This is a genomic window from Algoriphagus mannitolivorans DSM 15301 (genome assembly GCF_000429425.1).
Lineage (GTDB): Bacteria > Bacteroidota > Bacteroidia > Cytophagales > Cyclobacteriaceae > Algoriphagus > Algoriphagus mannitolivorans.
The window spans coordinates 173,187-189,469 of sequence record NZ_AUBV01000006.1; the positions used below are offsets into that span (position 1 = coordinate 173,187).

Consider the following 16,283-nt stretch of genomic DNA (forward strand, 5'->3'; position numbering starts at 1 on the left):
TCCTGTTCATAGGTTTTCTCTTATTTTTAGCTATGATTATTCCAGATTCCAAAGATCCAGGGCAACACTTCAGAAAGGCTGAATTAATTACCCTACCAGGGACAGGAGATGCTTTAGGCAAATTGCATTTTTGGGAAAATAAAGACCTTTTCCCTCGTGGAATTTTGAGATGTTTTTGGATCACGGAAGTGAAAGAAGGACTGCCACGGGGTAGTCATGCACATTATTTGGAATCACAGGTTCTCGTGGCTTTGGCGGGGAAACTGAAGGTGAGGGTAGAAGGCTTGGACCAAAGTGTCTTGGAGTTTGAACTTTCAAAAGCCAATTACGGGGTCTATGTACCTCCGATGAACTGGGTGGATGTGTGGTTTGAGGATGGGGCAGTCTTATTAGGACTATCAGACAGGGAATTTTCTGAAAATGATTACATCAGAGATAAAGGAAACTTTGAAAGCCTACAAAAAAACTATCGGTGATTCTTATACTTTAGCAGTAATACCAGACCCTAAGGAGGACTCTGGGGATTTTTTTATGGATTCCAGGAGTTCTGAATTTCCGAGACAGCTGGAATTTCAGTTTGGGAAAAACGGGAAGCCCAGAGTTTCCCTGTTGATCGCCATATCCAATGAAAACCACGCAATCTCCCTGCCTTATGCCCCTTTTGGAGGAATCTGGTCCAAAGAAAATGTCAGCTCGGAGATTTTAGAAGACTTTATTCGCGAAGTCATCGATTACCTAAAAGGAATCGGAATAGAATCTTTAGAGATTATCCAGCCCCCAAAGCCTTACGTTTTCCAATCAGACCTGATCAATAATTTGATGCTGAAGTCAGGTTTTGAACTTAGGAAAGTCCTCAGTCATCAATTTTTCTTAGGGAAAAAAAAGATCAAAAGACTAGTTCAGGAGCAATCCTCTAAAATCCATCGAAAAGAGAAGGAATCCGGAATCAAAATAAGAGCTGGAGCAATTCAGAATTTTAAATTTCTAGATGAGATCAGAACTTGGAATTCATCCCGAGGATATGAGGTGACCTTTGAAGAAAAAAGGCTGATATCCCAGGTTTCTGAATTTCCTGAGAAATATTTCCTTATCTCTTTATCGCAAGGGGAGCGGGAGATCGCACATTCACTGGTTGTCAAACTCACTTCAGATTCATTGTATTATTTCCTCTCAGCGATGGATCCCAAGTCCAGCGTAAAAAGCTTGGGGGATATCTTGGTTTTTTCACTTTTCCAACTCGCCTCAGAGCAAAAAATTGAATTGATAGATCTGGGATCTTCCGAGACACATCATCGTATAAATCATTCCTTGATGTATTTTAAATCAAGATTTTCAAATGATATTAGCAATAAAATTTCCTGGTATAGAAAGATAGAAAAATGAGTTTTGGAGAATTAGCTACCATCATTTGCATCGCTTACAATCAGGAGGAATGGATTGAGGAGACCTTGGAGAGCGTCCGTGAGCAAGATTACAACTTCCGTGAGCTTTTTGTGGTGGACAACGGAAGTAAGGATAATACTGCCCAAAAAATTAAAGACTGGGTCAACCAAAACTCCACCCAACTCTCAGTTCACACTATACTTTTGGAAGAGTCAAAGCCCTATTGCAGGTTATTTAATGAGATTTTGGCTCAGTCTAAGGGGCGATATATTGTAGATCTCTCCGGAGACGATGTGTTGTTCCCAGATCATATTTCCCTTAGTGTCCGGGCACTTCAGCAAGCCCATTATGCCGCTTTTTCATTTTCTGATGCCTACATCCTAGATGCCAGAGAGGAAATCACCACTTTTTACAAAAGGAATACTGCAGGAGAACTTGTGGATGAAATCGAGTTATCCAATTTGTATGAAGTTCTGATCAAGAAGAATTATATCTGTTCCCCGACAGTCGTGTTTCAGGCAGAGATTCTCAAAAAAGAAGGAGGATACGATGAATCCTTGTATTATGAGGATTTTGATGTTCAGTTAAGATTAGCCAGAAAATACCCTGTTATTTTCTCTGACCATATCGGAGTGTTGAAAAGAAAACACGGAAGTTCCATGTCCTCTGCTCAATACCAGCGGTATAAGTCACCGATGCTCCCCAGTACCGTGAAGGTCTGCAGCAAGATCGAAACCATGAACATTTACCCTGAAGAGAGTAAGGCACTTGCGAAAAGAGTTATGCATGAGCTAAAACATGCCCTCTGGTCAGCAAATTTTGGCCCTGCTAAAGAATTGGTGGAAATGGGAAAACGTATCGGGCTGAAAGGCTTGCTTTTCAGGTTTTATTCCCTTTGGGCTTCTAGAGAATGGGATTTATCCTGGGCGTATGAGTTTTTAGTCTAGCCCACCAGGACTTCCTGAAATTTTCCTTTGGAGAAATACCTTTGCCCGATTTGAATGAGATCTTCGGAGCTGAATTTTCGGAAAAACTCCAGCTGCTTGCGATAGAAATCGAAGTCAAGCCCTGAAAAATGAACTGATTTAAATCTGTCCACCAGATCAAATGAGGAGCTGAATCTTCCGACCATATGCCCTATCAGGTAATTTCTCACTTGTTCCAGCTCTTCTTTTCCTACGGGTTGGTTTACCAGCGTTTGGATTTCCTTGTAGATTTCCTCGATGACTTCATTCTTGAATTTCTTCTGTACATCGGCTGAAATTGCCCAGTAATTGTAATTGTCAATTTCTCCTAATGAGGAGTGAATGCCGTAGGTATGTCCTTTGTCCTCGCGGATGTTTTTGATAAGACGGGAACCGAAATATCCTCCCAAAACGGTATTGAAGACGGTTAAAGGAATAAAATCAGGATCTGTTTTGGGAATTGACCAATCTCCGATACGGATGCTAGTCTGAAGAGCTTCTGGTTTTTCCTCAGTGATAGACTCGATGCTGTGGATTTCGTGGGAAAAAGGCAGGCGTTGAACGTGTACTTTTGGAATTGCACCCAAGTCCTGAACCAAAGCCCTGATTTCCCCGGAGTTAAAATCTCCTGAGATTAAAATATCTGCCTCGTTCCAAAGATAATTTTGGTAGTATTCAAGTAAATCCTTTCGGGTAATCTCTTCGATATGATGCTCTTTGACCTCTTGCCCATAGGGGTGATTGGGACCGAAAAGGGAGTTTCTGAAAAGCATAGATGCTCGAGATGCACTCTTTTCCATTTCCAGCCTCAAGCCTACTTTCCTCAAAGCCTGCTTTTTGGTGATTTTTTCCTCTGGGAAAATTGCCTGCGTAAATAGGGAGAGAAACACTGGAAGCACCTTAGAAAGATGCTTTTTGGTAGTCAATAGGCTGATGCCTTCCTGGGAAAATCCTGAAAAAGGATGCACCTCGGACGCGTGAAAATCAAAGAATTCCGAAAGTTGTTCCTCATCCATGGAAGTAGTGCCTTCAGTCAACAGTTGTAAGGTGAAAGAGGGAACTAGAGTTTTGGAAAGCGGAAGGTGGATTCTCGAGCTTATGGAAACAATTTCAATTTTTATAGCCTCCAACAATGGAGTCTGGAAAAAATACACTGGAACTCCGGCTGGAGTTTCTAATTTTTCCGGATTAGATAGCTCAAAGTTCTCAGGAATATGAAATTCCGGAGCCTTGGATCTGTCAAGAAGCATTAATTACTGGAAATGGTATAAAGAACTGTGAATCGAAGGGTTTCCGCCAAGGGGTGATTTTGAGTCTGAGGTACCAAATAAGAGAAATCCACGCCGAGTTTGTTCAAATCCAGACCGAGCCCCATGGTGAAATATCTTCTTCCTCCTTTGGACTGGTTTTCATAAAAATACCCTGTTCTCAAGGCGAATTTCTCTGCATAAAGGTATTCTGCGCCAAAAGAAACGGTGATTTCTTTCATTTCTTCTTCAAAGCCTCCAGGTGCATCCCCAAAGGAACTGAATAAGCCAGAGATCAAAGCTCTGTTAGGATCTTTGCCGGCAGCTATGATGAGATTTCCATTTTCATCAGTAGCTAAGGTACCATCCTCATTGGTGGCATATATTGGTGGCGTAGGGACCAAAAGCTTATTGAAATCTAAGGAGAGGAAAAGCTTGTTGTTTTCGTCGAAGAAGAACCCGTAGGTAGTACCGATTCTAAAATTGGTAGGGATATAATCCAAATCTTCAGCGCTATTGTAGGTGATCTTCGGGCCAATATTCGTGATCCCGACACCCCAAGCCCATGAACCTTCTTTTGAACCTAAGAAAGTGGACTTTTGATAATACATGCCAATATCAGTGCCGACTCCAATACCGGCTTTGGCTTCGTTTCCACCTGACGAGGAGGAGATATTACCGGATAGATTGGAATAGATGAATCTCGCTGAGATACCAAGGCCAAGGTTTTGGGAGAGCTTTCTCGAATAGGTACCCCCAATGGCAATATCCCGGGGATTGAATTCGCCCAGTTCGTTTCCACGGCCATCGGTGAGTTGAATATCCCCCATATTGAAATAGCGAAGATCAAATCCGAAAGCTGAATTTTCGTCTATTTTCTTAAATCCAGTGAGATAGCTCAGGGACATGTCATTCACCAGTTTTCCCAACCAAGGAGAGTAGGAAAGTGACAATCCAAAGTCATCTTGGATGAAGGCCAATTTGCCGGAATTCCATGCTACAGAGTTGGCATCAGGCGAAGTCGCAACACCCACATCTCCCATACCTGAATGCCGGGAGTCTGGGGCAAAATTCAAAAAAGGAACTGCCGTGGTAATCACTCTTCGGTTCGGATCTTGTCCTGAAATGATTACACTATTTTGTCCAAAAGCAGAAAAACCAGACAGAATCAGAGCAATACAAAGAATACTTTTTCTGTCTACGATGGTCTTAAATTTCATTCGATTACCAGTTTCCCGCTTACCTGATCAGAGGTGAAATCAGTTTCTGTCAGTAGCGTTAGTTTGTAAATATAAGTTCCTTTTGCTGGATATTTTGTTTGCCCTTGGAAAAAATTCCAAGTTAGGTTTTCAATTTTCTCCAGGGTTTTGACGTAACGAAAGGACTCTGAAAATAGTATTTCGCCGCCTAATGAATATAAGTCTATTTTTAGTAGAAGTGTTTCACCGGGCCGATTATGAGTCAATTCAAAATTGGCAATATCTGAGGAAGGATTAGGAAAAACCTTGTGGCTAAGAATCCTAATTTGGTCGCTGCCCCTAATTTCAACAGGAACCTGATAAACACTTCCATTTCCCAAATTATCCCATGCCCTGATGGTCAAGGTATTGAATCCTTCCTTCAATCCCTCAATTCGGGTGGATAAATATCCGGATTTAAAATTCCCATTTTCTGCCACATATAAGTCTCCAAGAAATACAGGCGAATCTTCATTGATTTGATAGGATAAAAGTTGATTGGGGTTAAAGGAAGAAGCATTAACACCACTCTGATCATTAAGTTTCAACTCCATTTGAACTGAGCGGGAATGGAACAAGAAAGGAGGGTCTTGAAGGTTTAGTTTCAATTGAATCTCAGGACCCACTTGGTCTGAGTCTGGGCTTGGGTTTTCTCCTCCCACTGTAGTTGCTTTTACTCCCATCGCCTCGAAAGAATTGTTACTGGATTTAGCCACGATTCGGATTCTGCCTTCACCAAGATCAAGGTCGATATTTTTCCCTACCCAAAACCTTGATTCTAGAGTTCCTCCTTTCACTTCCCCTTTTCCTTTGAATATTCTGTTGGATTCCTCAGAAAAGCTGACTGGATTGCTTTCGTTTCCCAAAGTCATTTGAGTTTCGGGTTTGCCGAAAATCTCTATCAGATATTCTCCTTCAAATCCAGCAATCATGGAATTCGAAATTGGGTCTCGGATTTCAGCTCTAAGAACAACCTCCTGATTGGCTCGAAGCGTATCTGACTTTGATCCCCCGGCAGTTTTGAGATCGAGGATTTCAATCCTTAGCTCTGGCAAAGGAAGTCGTAGGCTGGGATCGCCCAAGAGTGAGAAGTTTCTGTTGAAGGGGCCGTTTTGACTGTTGTTTTTGGTGTTCTTGTAGATAGTCCCCAAATCAAGATATCGGTCACTATCTCGCAGGAAAGCATTCTGGATAAATGCATTGTTCAGGGTAAAATTCACACTGCTGAAAACTGGGCGGCCTGTAGAAAGCAAGGCAATGGCTCCTTTGTTTTTTGCGATCAGCAACTCCTCCGCTGCAGATCTCAGGAAAGGACTATCAAAACGGCCAAACTCACAAGTAGCCGTCATCCATATAGGCAAGAGATCCATTTCTGGCCAATCTTTTAAATCAGCCACTGAAAATATTTCCTCAGCGGTCAGAGTGGTTTCGTTACCGTGCCCGATAAAATTGAGCAGAAGAGTTCCTTTTTCCAGGGCTTTTTGTAGCTCCGCATTCGCCTGGGGAGAAGATTGTGAAGAGCCAGAAGTAAGTTGTTCAAATCGATCCAAATACTGCTTTTGAATCAGAAAGTCTGGATGGTTTTCATTTAAATACTTGCTCAGGGATTCGGCGTCTCGGAGATGAATATTGTTGTCTCCGTCGTCTGCAATGAAAGTGAGATTCCTTTTCCAAGCTCCAAAAGATGGGACTGTTTCGTACCGGATTATTTTATCGATCACTATACCAGCCTCCAAGCCATTGATCACCGGTATTCTGCCAATTCCGATCTGGAGTTTTTCATCGCCTTCCCTAGATTCCACCCATTCCCCTTGACCCCAGTCGATCTGGGCAAAATAATCATCTGAACTGTAAGTAGTCAGGGGATTGAGGCTATTTCTGCTGGCGTACACTGGCACCAAATTAGGCCGACCCCCTAATATTCCTTTGTAATCAAAAGTGCCCTTTCCGAGAATGAGTACATTTTTAAGTGTCTTAGAAGCATGATATTTCCATGCGATGAAATTCCTAATGGCTGACAAATCAGAATTTCCATATCCGAACGAATTATATATGTCCTGGAGATTGACTACTTCACAGGAAACACCTAGGCTTTCTTTATGACTTTGGAGTTTGGAAGCAGAGAAAAGAAGTTGAGGAGGGGCGATAATCAGCAACTCGCTTTTTTTTGAATTCAGTCTCAGGCCAAGGTTTTTAGTGCCATAAATACTCAGGGATGGGATAGAGTTTTCAAAGAATATCGCCCACTTTTTTCCATTTCCCGAGGTTCCTTCCCATCGCTTGGGTTGAAAAAAATCACTGACTTCCCAGACCATTCGATCGGTTGGAATGGGGATTTCCTGGATTTTTTCGCTTTCAAAGACTCCATTTTCCCATTCATTCCGATAGTATGGAACTCCAACCAAGACATAATCGAGGAAGCCACCTGAGCTATTTCCCTGAAAGGTAAACCGAAGCTGAGAAAGCTGCTTTCCATTAGGGAGAAAATCAAAATTAAAAGTTCGGGCATCCCCTTTTAGACCGTATGTCGTGTTTGGAAGGGGAGAAAATTGGACTTCATGAAGGAGCTGGTCTCCTGTAAGGATCCGAATGCTTGAACTCGTCGTAGCCTGGCTCATTACTTCACCTGACACCAGCCAGGGATGGTCCGACTGAGTTTTAAGTCCAAGATTCAGGTTTAGACTTTGCCCTTGTCGAATAGGGTTGGAATACCAGGTTTTCCCGGAATTCAAGAGGTTGGTTTTTTCTTCTTTGTGGGTGAAAAATCGGAAAAGGACTGGGTTGTTTGGAATATTGGCTGTTCCCGAAAATCCGGATTGAAGTCTTTTTGGATTGGAACTCTTTCCGATCAGGTAGCTTAATGTGTCCTCATAGTGATGGTGAATGTACTTTGGAGATTCATTTTCTTTCCAATCGATAGAGTGAGGGCCCTGTAAAAACACATAAAGATTCTCTCCCTTGATGAAAGCTGGAATTTCCTGAAGTTGAAGTTGGCTGGAATCCAACTTTTGGGGTAGCATTCCGGGATAGCCAAAAAAGGAAACTTGTGATAAATCATTGAAGCCAAGTTTTCGGGCATCTGAAAGCGAAAGGCGATAAATTTTTGACTCGGTAATTTTGGTTTCAAAAAATTGGGCAGAGGCTCTTTCCGAATTCAGTAATCCCAAGCCGCACGCAAACCAGACCAACCAAGCTGAAACTTTCATTCACGAGAAATTGCATTTTCGATCAAAGACAAACCAATATACGCCATAATTAGGATCGGGATTCCTGCCAGTTGGAGTGTTGCAAAACAAAAAATACCGATGGCAAGAAGCAGGAAACGGTAAATGTTTTCCGAGAAATTGAAGTTTTTGAACTTAAGGGCAATCAAAGGGATTTCGGAGATCAGAAGAATGGAAAAAATCCAGGCAATGGCGATAAGACCTACGGGGGTAGAAAGCCAAGTTCCTATTTTCGGGAAAAGCATGAAAAGGTGGGGGAGAGTACTGATCAGCAAGGCATTGGCCGGAGTAGGGAGCCCAATGAACCTTTCGCTTTGTCTCGTGTCCAGGTTAAATTTCGCCAACCTATAGGCTGAGAGCATAGGTATGATCAAGGTCAAATAGGGTAGCCATTCGATGGAGCTCTGATTTTTTGCCATCTGGAAAATTATAATTCCAGGTAAGACTCCGAAAGAAACTACATCCGCCAGAGAGTCCAATTCTTTGCCCAGGTTACTCTGTACTTTCAGAAGCCGAGCTGCAAATCCATCTAAAAAGTCCATGCCTGCAGCCAGCAGGACAAAAGTTGCTCCCTGAAATACATTTCCGTCTAGAACGGAGATGATCCCGATCACTCCTAAAAGCAGGTTGAAAAGGGTAAGCGTGTTGGGTATGTGTGCTTTGATCTTCAATAGATTGCTCTTTCTCCTACAAAAGGATTGTGAATTTTTTCAAAACCAATCGTAGTCTCCGGCCCATGACCAGGGTAAACGATGGTAGATTCAGGCAAGGTAAACAGTTCTGACTTGATTTTGGAAAGCAGAAGATCATGATCCCCACCCGGAAGGTCGGTTCTGCCGATACTTCCTCTAAATAGAGTGTCTCCCCCGATGCAATTCCCGCTTTTCTCATGATAAAAGACCACATGTCCGGGTGCATGTCCTGGGACAAAAATGATTTTCAATGATTCTTTTCCTATCGTAATTAATCCTCCTTCTTCTAGAAATTTATCAGCGGTTGCGGATTCGTAACCATGAAAACCGTAGTTAGGAGCATAAACTTCCACAGATTTCAAAACCTGAGCCTCATAAGGATGAATCCAAAGGTCTAGATTCCATTTCCGCTTTACCCAAGCATTTCCCAAGACATGATCTATGTGGCAATGTGTATTGAGCAGAAGTTTTGGCTGGAGATGATGAGAAGTGATAAAATCCTCCAGTTCAGCACGTTCGGAATTGTTGTGACAGCCTGGATCAATGATAGCCGCCTCACCCGTGTCGTCAAAAACCAAATAGGTGTTTTCCTGAAATGGATTGAAGGTAAATTTATGAATTGAAAGCATAGTAAAAGTCGCCTGAAAGTCGGCAAAGTAAGGAAATTAGGATTTAATTTGGGATATGGAAATTGATTTTTTGATCATAGGACAGGGATTAGCGGGAACTGCCATGGCTTATCGGCTGGAGCAGGAAGGACAAAAAGTAATCCTGTTTGATCAAGCAGAAAAGAACCAAAGTAGTCGAATAGCCGCCGGACTTTTCAATCCTGTCACAGGAAAAAAGATGGTGAAATCATGGATTGCAGAGAAACTGTTCCCTGAGTTGGAAAGCTTTTACACAGAGCTCGAGCGGGTCACCCATAAGCAGTTTTTTATTCGTAAATCCATCTACAGACCTTTTCTTTCCATTGAGGAACAAAATGAATGGATGGGGCATTCCAGTGATCCTGTTTTAGATCTTTTCATCGAAAAGATTTTTACTGAAAGTCAACATGACGAAATCAGAGATCCTTTTGGAGGAGTCTTGCTCCGTCATTCGGGATGGTTGGATATTAAAACCTACCTAGACTCCATGACTGATCATTTCGGAGAGAGTGTGAAGAGTGAACTGTTCGAAGAAGAGCTTTTGGAAAAAGATGGAGAGTATTGGAAATATAAAGGATTGAGAGCGAGAGGAGTTGTCTTTTGCAATGGTCTTGATGCCTTGAAATCTCATTATTTCAGTTTTTTGCCATTCGCTCCCGTGAAAGGAGAGATTTTGGAAGTTCAACAAGGTTTCGATCCGGATTGGATCATTAACAGGGGAGTATTCAGAGTTCCCTTGGAGGATGGAGTTTTTCGGGTAGGTTCTACTTACACCTGGCATGATCTGGACTTGGGGCCGACAGAGAGCGCAAAAAACGAGTTGCTTTCAAAGCTGGAAAATTTGGTAAGAGTACCGGTGGAGGATATCAAGAGTCATCGCCACGGAATTAGGCCAGCTACCAAGGATAGAAAGCCATTTTTGGGAAAACATCCAAAGGAAGATGGCGTTTACATATTCAACGGTTTCGGAGCCAAAGGAGTCTCTTTGATTCCTTATTTTAGTGCAATGATGAGGGATTTTATTCTTCATCAAAAGCCTCTGGATACCGAAGTGGATATCAAAAGGTATTTTAAGTATATTTAAACAGATCAACTTTCATCGAATGCGAATTACCATATTTCGGTCCCTTCTATTAGCAGTTTTTCTTCTGGTAAGTTCCTTGTCCATGGCGCAATTCGATCAGGAACGATTTGGTAAGAATAGAGTGCAACACAAAGAATTTGACTGGTATTTTTATTCCTCCAATAATTTTGAGGTTTACTATTACGACCGAGGAGGTCCTAATGCCAAGATGGCAATTGAATATCTGGAGTCTGAATTTGATCGACTGACTCAAAATATCGGATACGTCGCCTACACCAAGCCAAGGATTTACATTTACAATTCCCCAGAAGAAAGACTTCAGAGTAATCTGGATCTGAATGCGGACGAATACACCATAGACGGACAGACCAACTTCACCCGATTAATCGCCGAAGTATCTTATAAAGGCAGAATTGATCTTTTCAAGGAAGATTTGATTCAAGCGACCACCAAGGTAATTATCAAAGAAATGCTTTACGGGGCTTCTGTTTCCGATGCTTTTCAGTCCAACTTGGTTATTGATTTTCCGGAATGGTATATCGAAGGTTTGTCACTTTTTCTGGCCAAAGGATGGAGCCGGGAAATGGATGATTTCATCCGCGGATATTTGAAGGAAACTCAAAACCCGAAAATCCTATCCCTATCGGGAGTGGAAGCGGGGCTGGTAGGACAGTCCATTTGGAATTACATTTCTGAAAGGTACGGGAGAAGATATGTGTCCAGTATTCTCAACCTTTCTAGAATTAACAGAAATGAAGAAAACAGCATTGCCAACACAATTGGGGTCAATGCTAAAGTTTTCTTCGACGAATGGAAAAATTACTATTTGAAAGTCAGCGAACCGGTATATGCAGGGTTCAAAGAAATCAATCCTGATGCAGCAATTGCAAAGACCTCTTCCAGAATGGTGGGAGCAATCTCAGATATCAAGTTTAGTCCTGATGGCTTGAACTTGGCCTATGTGGTGAATAATGGAGGGAAATACAAAGTAGTTGTGCGGGAGGTTTCTTCAGGTTTTGAGCAGACTGTATTTGCGGGTGGTGCCTCTTACGATGTTTTGCCTCCAAATCTTTATTCCCCTGTGATTGCTTGGAGGGATAGTGCGAATATTGCTATTGCCTCTTTCAAAAGAGGGTTCACCACCTTGCGCCTAAGGTCTATTGATGGAAGTTCACAGGACAAAATATTTCTTAGAAACATCACCCAGATTACCAGTTTGGCTTTTAATGAAAGAGGTAACAATATGGTTCTTTCGGCGATTTCGAATGGTAAATCGGATATTTATACCCTAAATGTCAGAGGTCAAGGAAAGCGATTGACCAATGATCTTTTTGATGAATTGACACCTACCTTTTTGAATGATTCTACAATCATTTATTCCACCAACTTCGCGGAGCTTCCCGACTCGGTTTTGACGGGGACGCCGGATATCAAGGTTTTCCCCGACATCTATAATCTGTATATGGTGCAGGTGCAGAAAGACACCACGATCTACACCAAACTTACCAATACCAACAGTAAAAACCTGATGCCAAAAAAGGTGAACAACAATACCATGGTTTACCTGAGTGATCTGAGCGGTATCAACAATCTGATGCGGTTGAATATCGGAAATCAAGTTTCCAACCAGATTTCTGCCTTTGGTAAAAGTATTGAAGTCTTTGATGTCACCAGCAGAATGAACAAAATCGCTTATGCTGTTCGGGATGGAAGGTCTTCCTTGCTTTTTGTGGAGGGATACAGCGGAGCGGATCAGTTTACGCCTAGTACTCCTCGGGTGCAGTTGGCCCAGGCAAAAGACCTCAATGAAAGATTGGCAGCCAGAAGACTCTTGGAAGCAAGAGAAAACCAACAAGTACAAACTTTGGCACCAGTGGAGAGAGTGGCGGTGCCTGAGGAAAAAGCAGACACTGTAAAGACCAACACTTCTTCAATTAATCTGGACCGGCTTCGATTCGAAAACCGAAAGGGGATTAATACAGAGAATTACGTATTTGATACTCTCCCGCCTACCGTTCCTCAGCAGGCTGTAAGTGAAAGCAATAAGCCGAATCTTTTGGAGGCCTTCCGAAAGCAAAGTCTGCAAAAAAGAATTTCAGGTCCAAGAAGAATGGAACCGCAGTTTTTTACCAGTAATGTCAATACCCATTTTGTAGTAGATCCATTGAGAGGTTTCGGGATTAGTATGAATGGAAAAATGACAGATATCCTGGACAATCACGTCTTTACTGGGGGAATCATGACTTCATTGGATTTTAATTCCGGAGGAGATATCTGGTTTGAATATGAATATTTAAAAAGCCGGCTGGATTTCCGTGGCAGGTTTGATAGAAGGACTATCCGAGTGGAGGAAAATGACTTTATCACTTTCCAGAAATACGTTTTGACCAAAGTAGAAGCAGGTGTTTCCTATCCTTTGACGATTAATTCAAGGGTTTATGCAGCTCCATTTGTAGCCAAGTCTCAGTACTTCAATTTGAACGCCGACTCCATTATTTTGGGTCAAGATCCTGCTCAGAACAAGTTTGATGTCAATTACCTAGGAGGTAAAGTGGAGTTTGTCTATGATAAAACACATCCGCTAGGTCTGTATGCCTATACCGGTCTAAAGGGGAAAGTAGGGTTTATGCATTATCAAGGCTTAAACCATGGAGATCGGTCATTTAGCAATTTCTATTTGGATGTCAGAAACTTCCAAAAAATTCACAAGAACATTGTATTGGCAAGCAAGCTCTATGTGGGGTCATTTATGGGCAAAAACCCTCAAAATTACCTCGTAGGCGGGATGGACAATTGGTTGTTTAATGAGTTTTACAATCCCCCGTCCAATAGACCGGAACCTTCTCCGGTGCGAAACCCTGTAGGGGCTGAGAATTCAAATATCCTATTTGCAGATTTTGTTGACCTCAGAGGGTTTGACTATGATGAGATTAGAGGCAGAAATGTGGTTACCTTCACCGCAGAGTTGCGTCTTCCGGTATTTTCTTATTTGACGAGAGGAAATATCACCTCCAATTTTATCCGAAACTTCCAATTGGTGGGATTCTATGACATTGGATCCGCTTGGAATGATTTCCACCCTTGGGAAAAAATCAATGATCAAAATACCGAAGTCATCAATACCGAAGGCTCACCTTTTGTCATCACCCTGAATAACTTCAACAATCCATGGCTTCAAAGTTTTGGAGCTGGATTGAGAACGGTTCTATTGAACTATTACGTAAAATTTGATGTGGCCCAACCCATCCGAAATTATCAGAATGAAGATCTGAAGTTTTACTTTACTTTGGGCTACAATTTCTAATCCTTGAAAAAATGATTAAATCTATGACCGGCTTTGGAGTAGCCGGATTGGAAAATGAACACCTGATGGTGCAAGTTGAAGTCCGATCATTGAACTCCAAGTTTTTGGACCTCTCGATCCGAAGTCCAAGACAATTTTCTGATAAAGAACCTGAGATTAGAAACCTTGTTCAGTCAATCCTGGATCGAGGAAAAGTCAACATATCTATTGAATTTTTTACCAAAGGAGGGCAAAACCTACCGGTAAGTATCAATCATGACCTTTTTGAGACTTATTATAGAGAGTTTAAAAGCCTATCAGCTAAAGTGGGAGAAAGTCCTGCTGATCTATTCAAGCTTGCTCTACAGGCCCCCAATGTCATTGTAACCATTCCTCAGGAAAGAGAAGAAGGGGAAGATTGGGATCAGGTTAAAAAAGTGTTAGAGACAGCTCTTCAGAAATGTGATGGCTTCAGGAAGGATGAAGGTGCTTCTTTATTGCAAAAATTGGAGGAAAGCATTGGGCTGATCCGGGAAGGTCTTGAAAGAATCAAAGTGGAGGATCCCCTGCGTAAAGAGAAAATCAAGCAGCGGATCAAAGGGCACTTTTCACAATGGATGGAAGAGAATTCCTTTGATGCCAATCGCTTTGAGCAAGAGTTGATCTATTATTTTGAGAAAATAGACATCACTGAAGAATTAGTCCGACTGGAGACCCACCTGAATTATTTTCTGAAAACCATGAAAGAGGATTCTTTTCAAGGGAAAAAATTAGGATTCATCAGTCAGGAAATCGGAAGAGAAATCAATACCATCGGATCTAAGGCTAACGATGCGGAAATACAGAAATCTGTCATTCTCATGAAGGATGAGCTTGAAAAGATCAAAGAGCAGTCTCTGAACGTTCTCTAAGGTTATTCCTGAAGGTTTTTCCGAATTACTTTACCTGGAGTCTTCCCAGTCATGGCGCCATTGGCTACGACTGGGACTCCGTTGACGATTACAAATTCTATTCCCTTGGGGTACTGGTGTGGCTCAATGAAAGTAGCTTGGTCGATGACGGTTTTAGGATTGAAAATACAAAGATCGGCTATATAGCCCTCAGCGACTTTGCCCCTGTTCTTAAGTCCCAATACGCTAGCTGAAAGTCCTGTCATTTTGTAAATGGCCATTTCCAAGGGTAATATCCCGAGTTCTCTGGAGTAATGTCCAAGCACTCTTGGGAATGTGCCATAGGCCCTGGGATGAGGATGACCCTCGCCGGGTTTGGACAGGCGTCCGTCTGAGCCGATCATGGTCATTGGATGCTTCATGATATTGCTGACATCATTTTCATCCATAGCGTGATAAATGGTACCAGTTCCACCATTGAGCTGGGCTTGGATGACGAGTTCAGCACCGTTTTCTACCGTAGGTTCCATTCCTGATTCAATCGCCCAGTCCTGAAGCGTTTTGCCTTCCAGGTCTTTTTTCCAAGCCACTCTGGAAAATTGAATCCTTCTTAAATCACTTCCGCCCCGATCATTCAGAATATTGAAAATGATTTCTTCTTTGATTTTTCCCCGCTGGGAAGGGTCAGCGACTCGTTCTTTGAACTTATCACCCTCCAAAGCCCAAGCAGGTATTAAAACACTGATTCCTGTGTGGCTTGCAGCATATGGATATTGATCCATAAATATTTCCAGTCCTTTAGCTCTAGCAGAATCCACCAAGGCCAAAGTACGTGAACTCTGCCCCCACATTTTGACTCCGATGGCTTTATGATGGGTCAAGATGACTGGGATTTTTGCTTCCTGTGAAATAAAGATGGCCTCTTGGACCGCATCAATTAAGCCCAAGCCTTCTTCCCTGAGATGTGAGGTGTAAATACCGTTTAGTTCGGAAGCTTTTCTGGAAATGGAAATGATTTCATCTACTTTGGCAAAAGTTCCGGGTAGATACTTGAGACCTGTAGAGATTCCAAATGCCCCCTGTTTCATTGCTTCTGAGACCATGTTTTCCAATTGATTCAATTCCTCTGGGCTTGGTTCTCGGTCTTCATTTCCCATGATTTCTTCCCTAATGGTATTGTGCCCAACCAAGTACCCCACATTTAATCCCAAAGGAAATGTATCCAAGGAAGCCAGATAATCCCCAAATGGCCAAGGCCCGCCACCGTCTGGTCCCCCTAAGGAAAATGTAACTCCTTGCCTTACCAAACTTTCCATTGTGGGTAATTCTTTGATAGGTTCTAAATGGGTATGCATATCAATGAACCCAGGTGCTACCGCCAGACCTGAAGCATCTATTGTTTCTAAAGCCCGTTGTTTTTGAAGGTTTCCTATAGAGACAATTTTATCACCCTTGATACCAAGATCAGCCTGATAGCCTTCAGCACCACTTCCATCATAAATTGTGGCATTAAGAATAACCAAGTCGAATTCTGGCTGGGGATTGCAGGATAAAAGCAACAGAAACAATACAGGAATCCAAAATTGTCTGATCATAGGAAGCTAGGTTGGGGTAGGAGTCAAGATAAAAA

General features: G+C 42.3%; 12 protein-coding genes. 6 read left to right on the plus strand and 6 right to left on the minus strand.

Annotation, left to right across the window (positions count from 1 at the left end; all coding sequences use genetic code 11):
- Positions 1-32 precede the first annotated feature (32 nt).
- The 3 genes from G458_RS0107460 to G458_RS0107470 are packed head-to-tail and all read left to right on the plus strand — an operon-like array spanning position 33 to position 2,330.
- Positions 33-476, plus strand: coding sequence for a sugar 3,4-ketoisomerase (locus tag G458_RS0107460; protein WP_051287109.1), 444 nt, complete (start codon positions 33-35; stop codon positions 474-476).
- Positions 448-1,383 carry a hypothetical protein gene (locus G458_RS0107465; RefSeq protein WP_051287111.1) on the plus strand — a complete coding sequence of 312 codons (936 nt, stop codon included), beginning with the start codon at positions 448-450 and terminating at the stop codon, positions 1,381-1,383. The genes G458_RS0107460 and G458_RS0107465 overlap by 29 nt, the downstream gene beginning before the upstream one ends.
- Positions 1,380-2,330 (plus strand): glycosyltransferase, encoded by a 951-nt coding sequence (locus G458_RS0107470; protein ID WP_026951349.1) that lies wholly within the window; start codon positions 1,380-1,382, stop codon positions 2,328-2,330. The genes G458_RS0107465 and G458_RS0107470 overlap by 4 nt, the downstream gene beginning before the upstream one ends.
- On the opposite strand, the gene G458_RS0107475 is transcribed toward G458_RS0107470, so the two are convergent.
- From G458_RS0107475 to G458_RS0107495, 5 genes are read right to left on the minus strand one after another with little or no spacing between them, the layout of a single operon-like run.
- Positions 2,327-3,598: a M16 family metallopeptidase gene (locus G458_RS0107475; RefSeq protein ID WP_026951350.1), complete on the minus strand. Its 1,272-nt coding sequence runs from the start codon at positions 3,596-3,598 to the stop codon at positions 2,327-2,329. The genes G458_RS0107470 and G458_RS0107475 overlap by 4 nt on opposite strands.
- Positions 3,598-4,815 carry a type IX secretion system outer membrane channel protein PorV gene (gene porV / locus G458_RS0107480; RefSeq protein ID WP_026951351.1) on the minus strand — a complete coding sequence of 406 codons (1,218 nt, stop codon included), beginning with the start codon at positions 4,813-4,815 and terminating at the stop codon, positions 3,598-3,600. The genes G458_RS0107475 and porV overlap by 1 nt, the downstream gene beginning before the upstream one ends.
- Positions 4,812-8,039, minus strand: a complete 3,228-nt coding sequence (gene porU / locus G458_RS0107485; protein ID WP_051287113.1) for a type IX secretion system sortase PorU — start codon at positions 8,037-8,039, stop codon at positions 4,812-4,814. The genes porV and porU overlap by 4 nt, the downstream gene beginning before the upstream one ends.
- Positions 8,036-8,728, minus strand: coding sequence for a CDP-diacylglycerol--serine O-phosphatidyltransferase (gene pssA / locus G458_RS0107490; protein ID WP_026951353.1), 693 nt, complete (start codon positions 8,726-8,728; stop codon positions 8,036-8,038). The genes porU and pssA overlap by 4 nt, the downstream gene beginning before the upstream one ends.
- On the minus strand, positions 8,725-9,378 hold the full coding sequence (locus G458_RS0107495) for an MBL fold metallo-hydrolase (protein ID WP_026951354.1): 654 nt from the start codon (positions 9,376-9,378) through the stop codon (positions 8,725-8,727). The genes pssA and G458_RS0107495 overlap by 4 nt, the downstream gene beginning before the upstream one ends.
- A gap of 55 nt (positions 9,379-9,433) precedes the next feature.
- On the opposite strand from G458_RS0107495, the gene G458_RS0107500 reads away from it, so the two are divergent.
- The 3 genes from G458_RS0107500 to G458_RS0107510 are packed head-to-tail and all read left to right on the plus strand — an operon-like array spanning position 9,434 to position 14,674.
- A complete protein-coding gene (locus G458_RS0107500; RefSeq protein ID WP_026951355.1) occupies positions 9,434-10,480 on the plus strand; it encodes an NAD(P)/FAD-dependent oxidoreductase in 1,047 nt (348 codons plus the stop codon).
- Positions 10,481-10,499: 19 nt separating this feature from the next.
- A complete protein-coding gene (locus tag G458_RS0107505; RefSeq protein ID WP_026951356.1) occupies positions 10,500-13,784 on the plus strand; it encodes a biopolymer transporter Tol in 3,285 nt (1,094 codons plus the stop codon).
- Positions 13,785-13,795: 11 nt separating this feature from the next.
- Positions 13,796-14,674, plus strand: a complete 879-nt coding sequence (locus tag G458_RS0107510; protein WP_026951357.1) for a YicC/YloC family endoribonuclease — start codon at positions 13,796-13,798, stop codon at positions 14,672-14,674.
- Positions 14,675-14,676: 2 nt separating this feature from the next.
- Here G458_RS0107510 and G458_RS0107515 read toward each other — a convergent pair whose 3' ends face one another.
- On the minus strand, positions 14,677-16,248 hold the full coding sequence (locus G458_RS0107515) for an N-acyl-D-amino-acid deacylase family protein (protein WP_026951358.1): 1,572 nt from the start codon (positions 16,246-16,248) through the stop codon (positions 14,677-14,679).
- Positions 16,249-16,283: the final 35 nt, after the last annotated feature.

Bases quoted from the DNA above. Each gene is read 5' to 3' on its own strand.
- G458_RS0107460 (WP_051287109.1), top strand. From the start codon at position 33: ATGATTATTCCAGATTCCAAAGATCCAGGGCAACACTTCAGAAAGGCT.
- G458_RS0107470 (WP_026951349.1), top strand. From the start codon at position 1,380: ATGAGTTTTGGAGAATTAGCTACCATCATTTGCATCGCTTACAATCAG.
- G458_RS0107475 (WP_026951350.1), bottom strand. From the start codon at position 3,598: ATGCTTCTTGACAGATCCAAGGCTCCGGAATTTCATATTCCTGAGAAC.
- porV (WP_026951351.1), bottom strand. From the start codon at position 4,815: ATGAAATTTAAGACCATCGTAGACAGAAAAAGTATTCTTTGTATTGCT.
- porU (WP_051287113.1), bottom strand. From the start codon at position 8,039: ATGAAAGTTTCAGCTTGGTTGGTCTGGTTTGCGTGCGGCTTGGGATTA.
- G458_RS0107495 (WP_026951354.1), bottom strand. From the start codon at position 9,378: ATGCTTTCAATTCATAAATTTACCTTCAATCCATTTCAGGAAAACACC.
- G458_RS0107500 (WP_026951355.1), top strand. From the start codon at position 9,434: ATGGAAATTGATTTTTTGATCATAGGACAGGGATTAGCGGGAACTGCC.
- G458_RS0107505 (WP_026951356.1), top strand. From the start codon at position 10,500: ATGCGAATTACCATATTTCGGTCCCTTCTATTAGCAGTTTTTCTTCTG.
- G458_RS0107510 (WP_026951357.1), top strand. From the start codon at position 13,796: ATGATTAAATCTATGACCGGCTTTGGAGTAGCCGGATTGGAAAATGAA.
- G458_RS0107515 (WP_026951358.1), bottom strand. From the start codon at position 16,248: ATGATCAGACAATTTTGGATTCCTGTATTGTTTCTGTTGCTTTTATCC.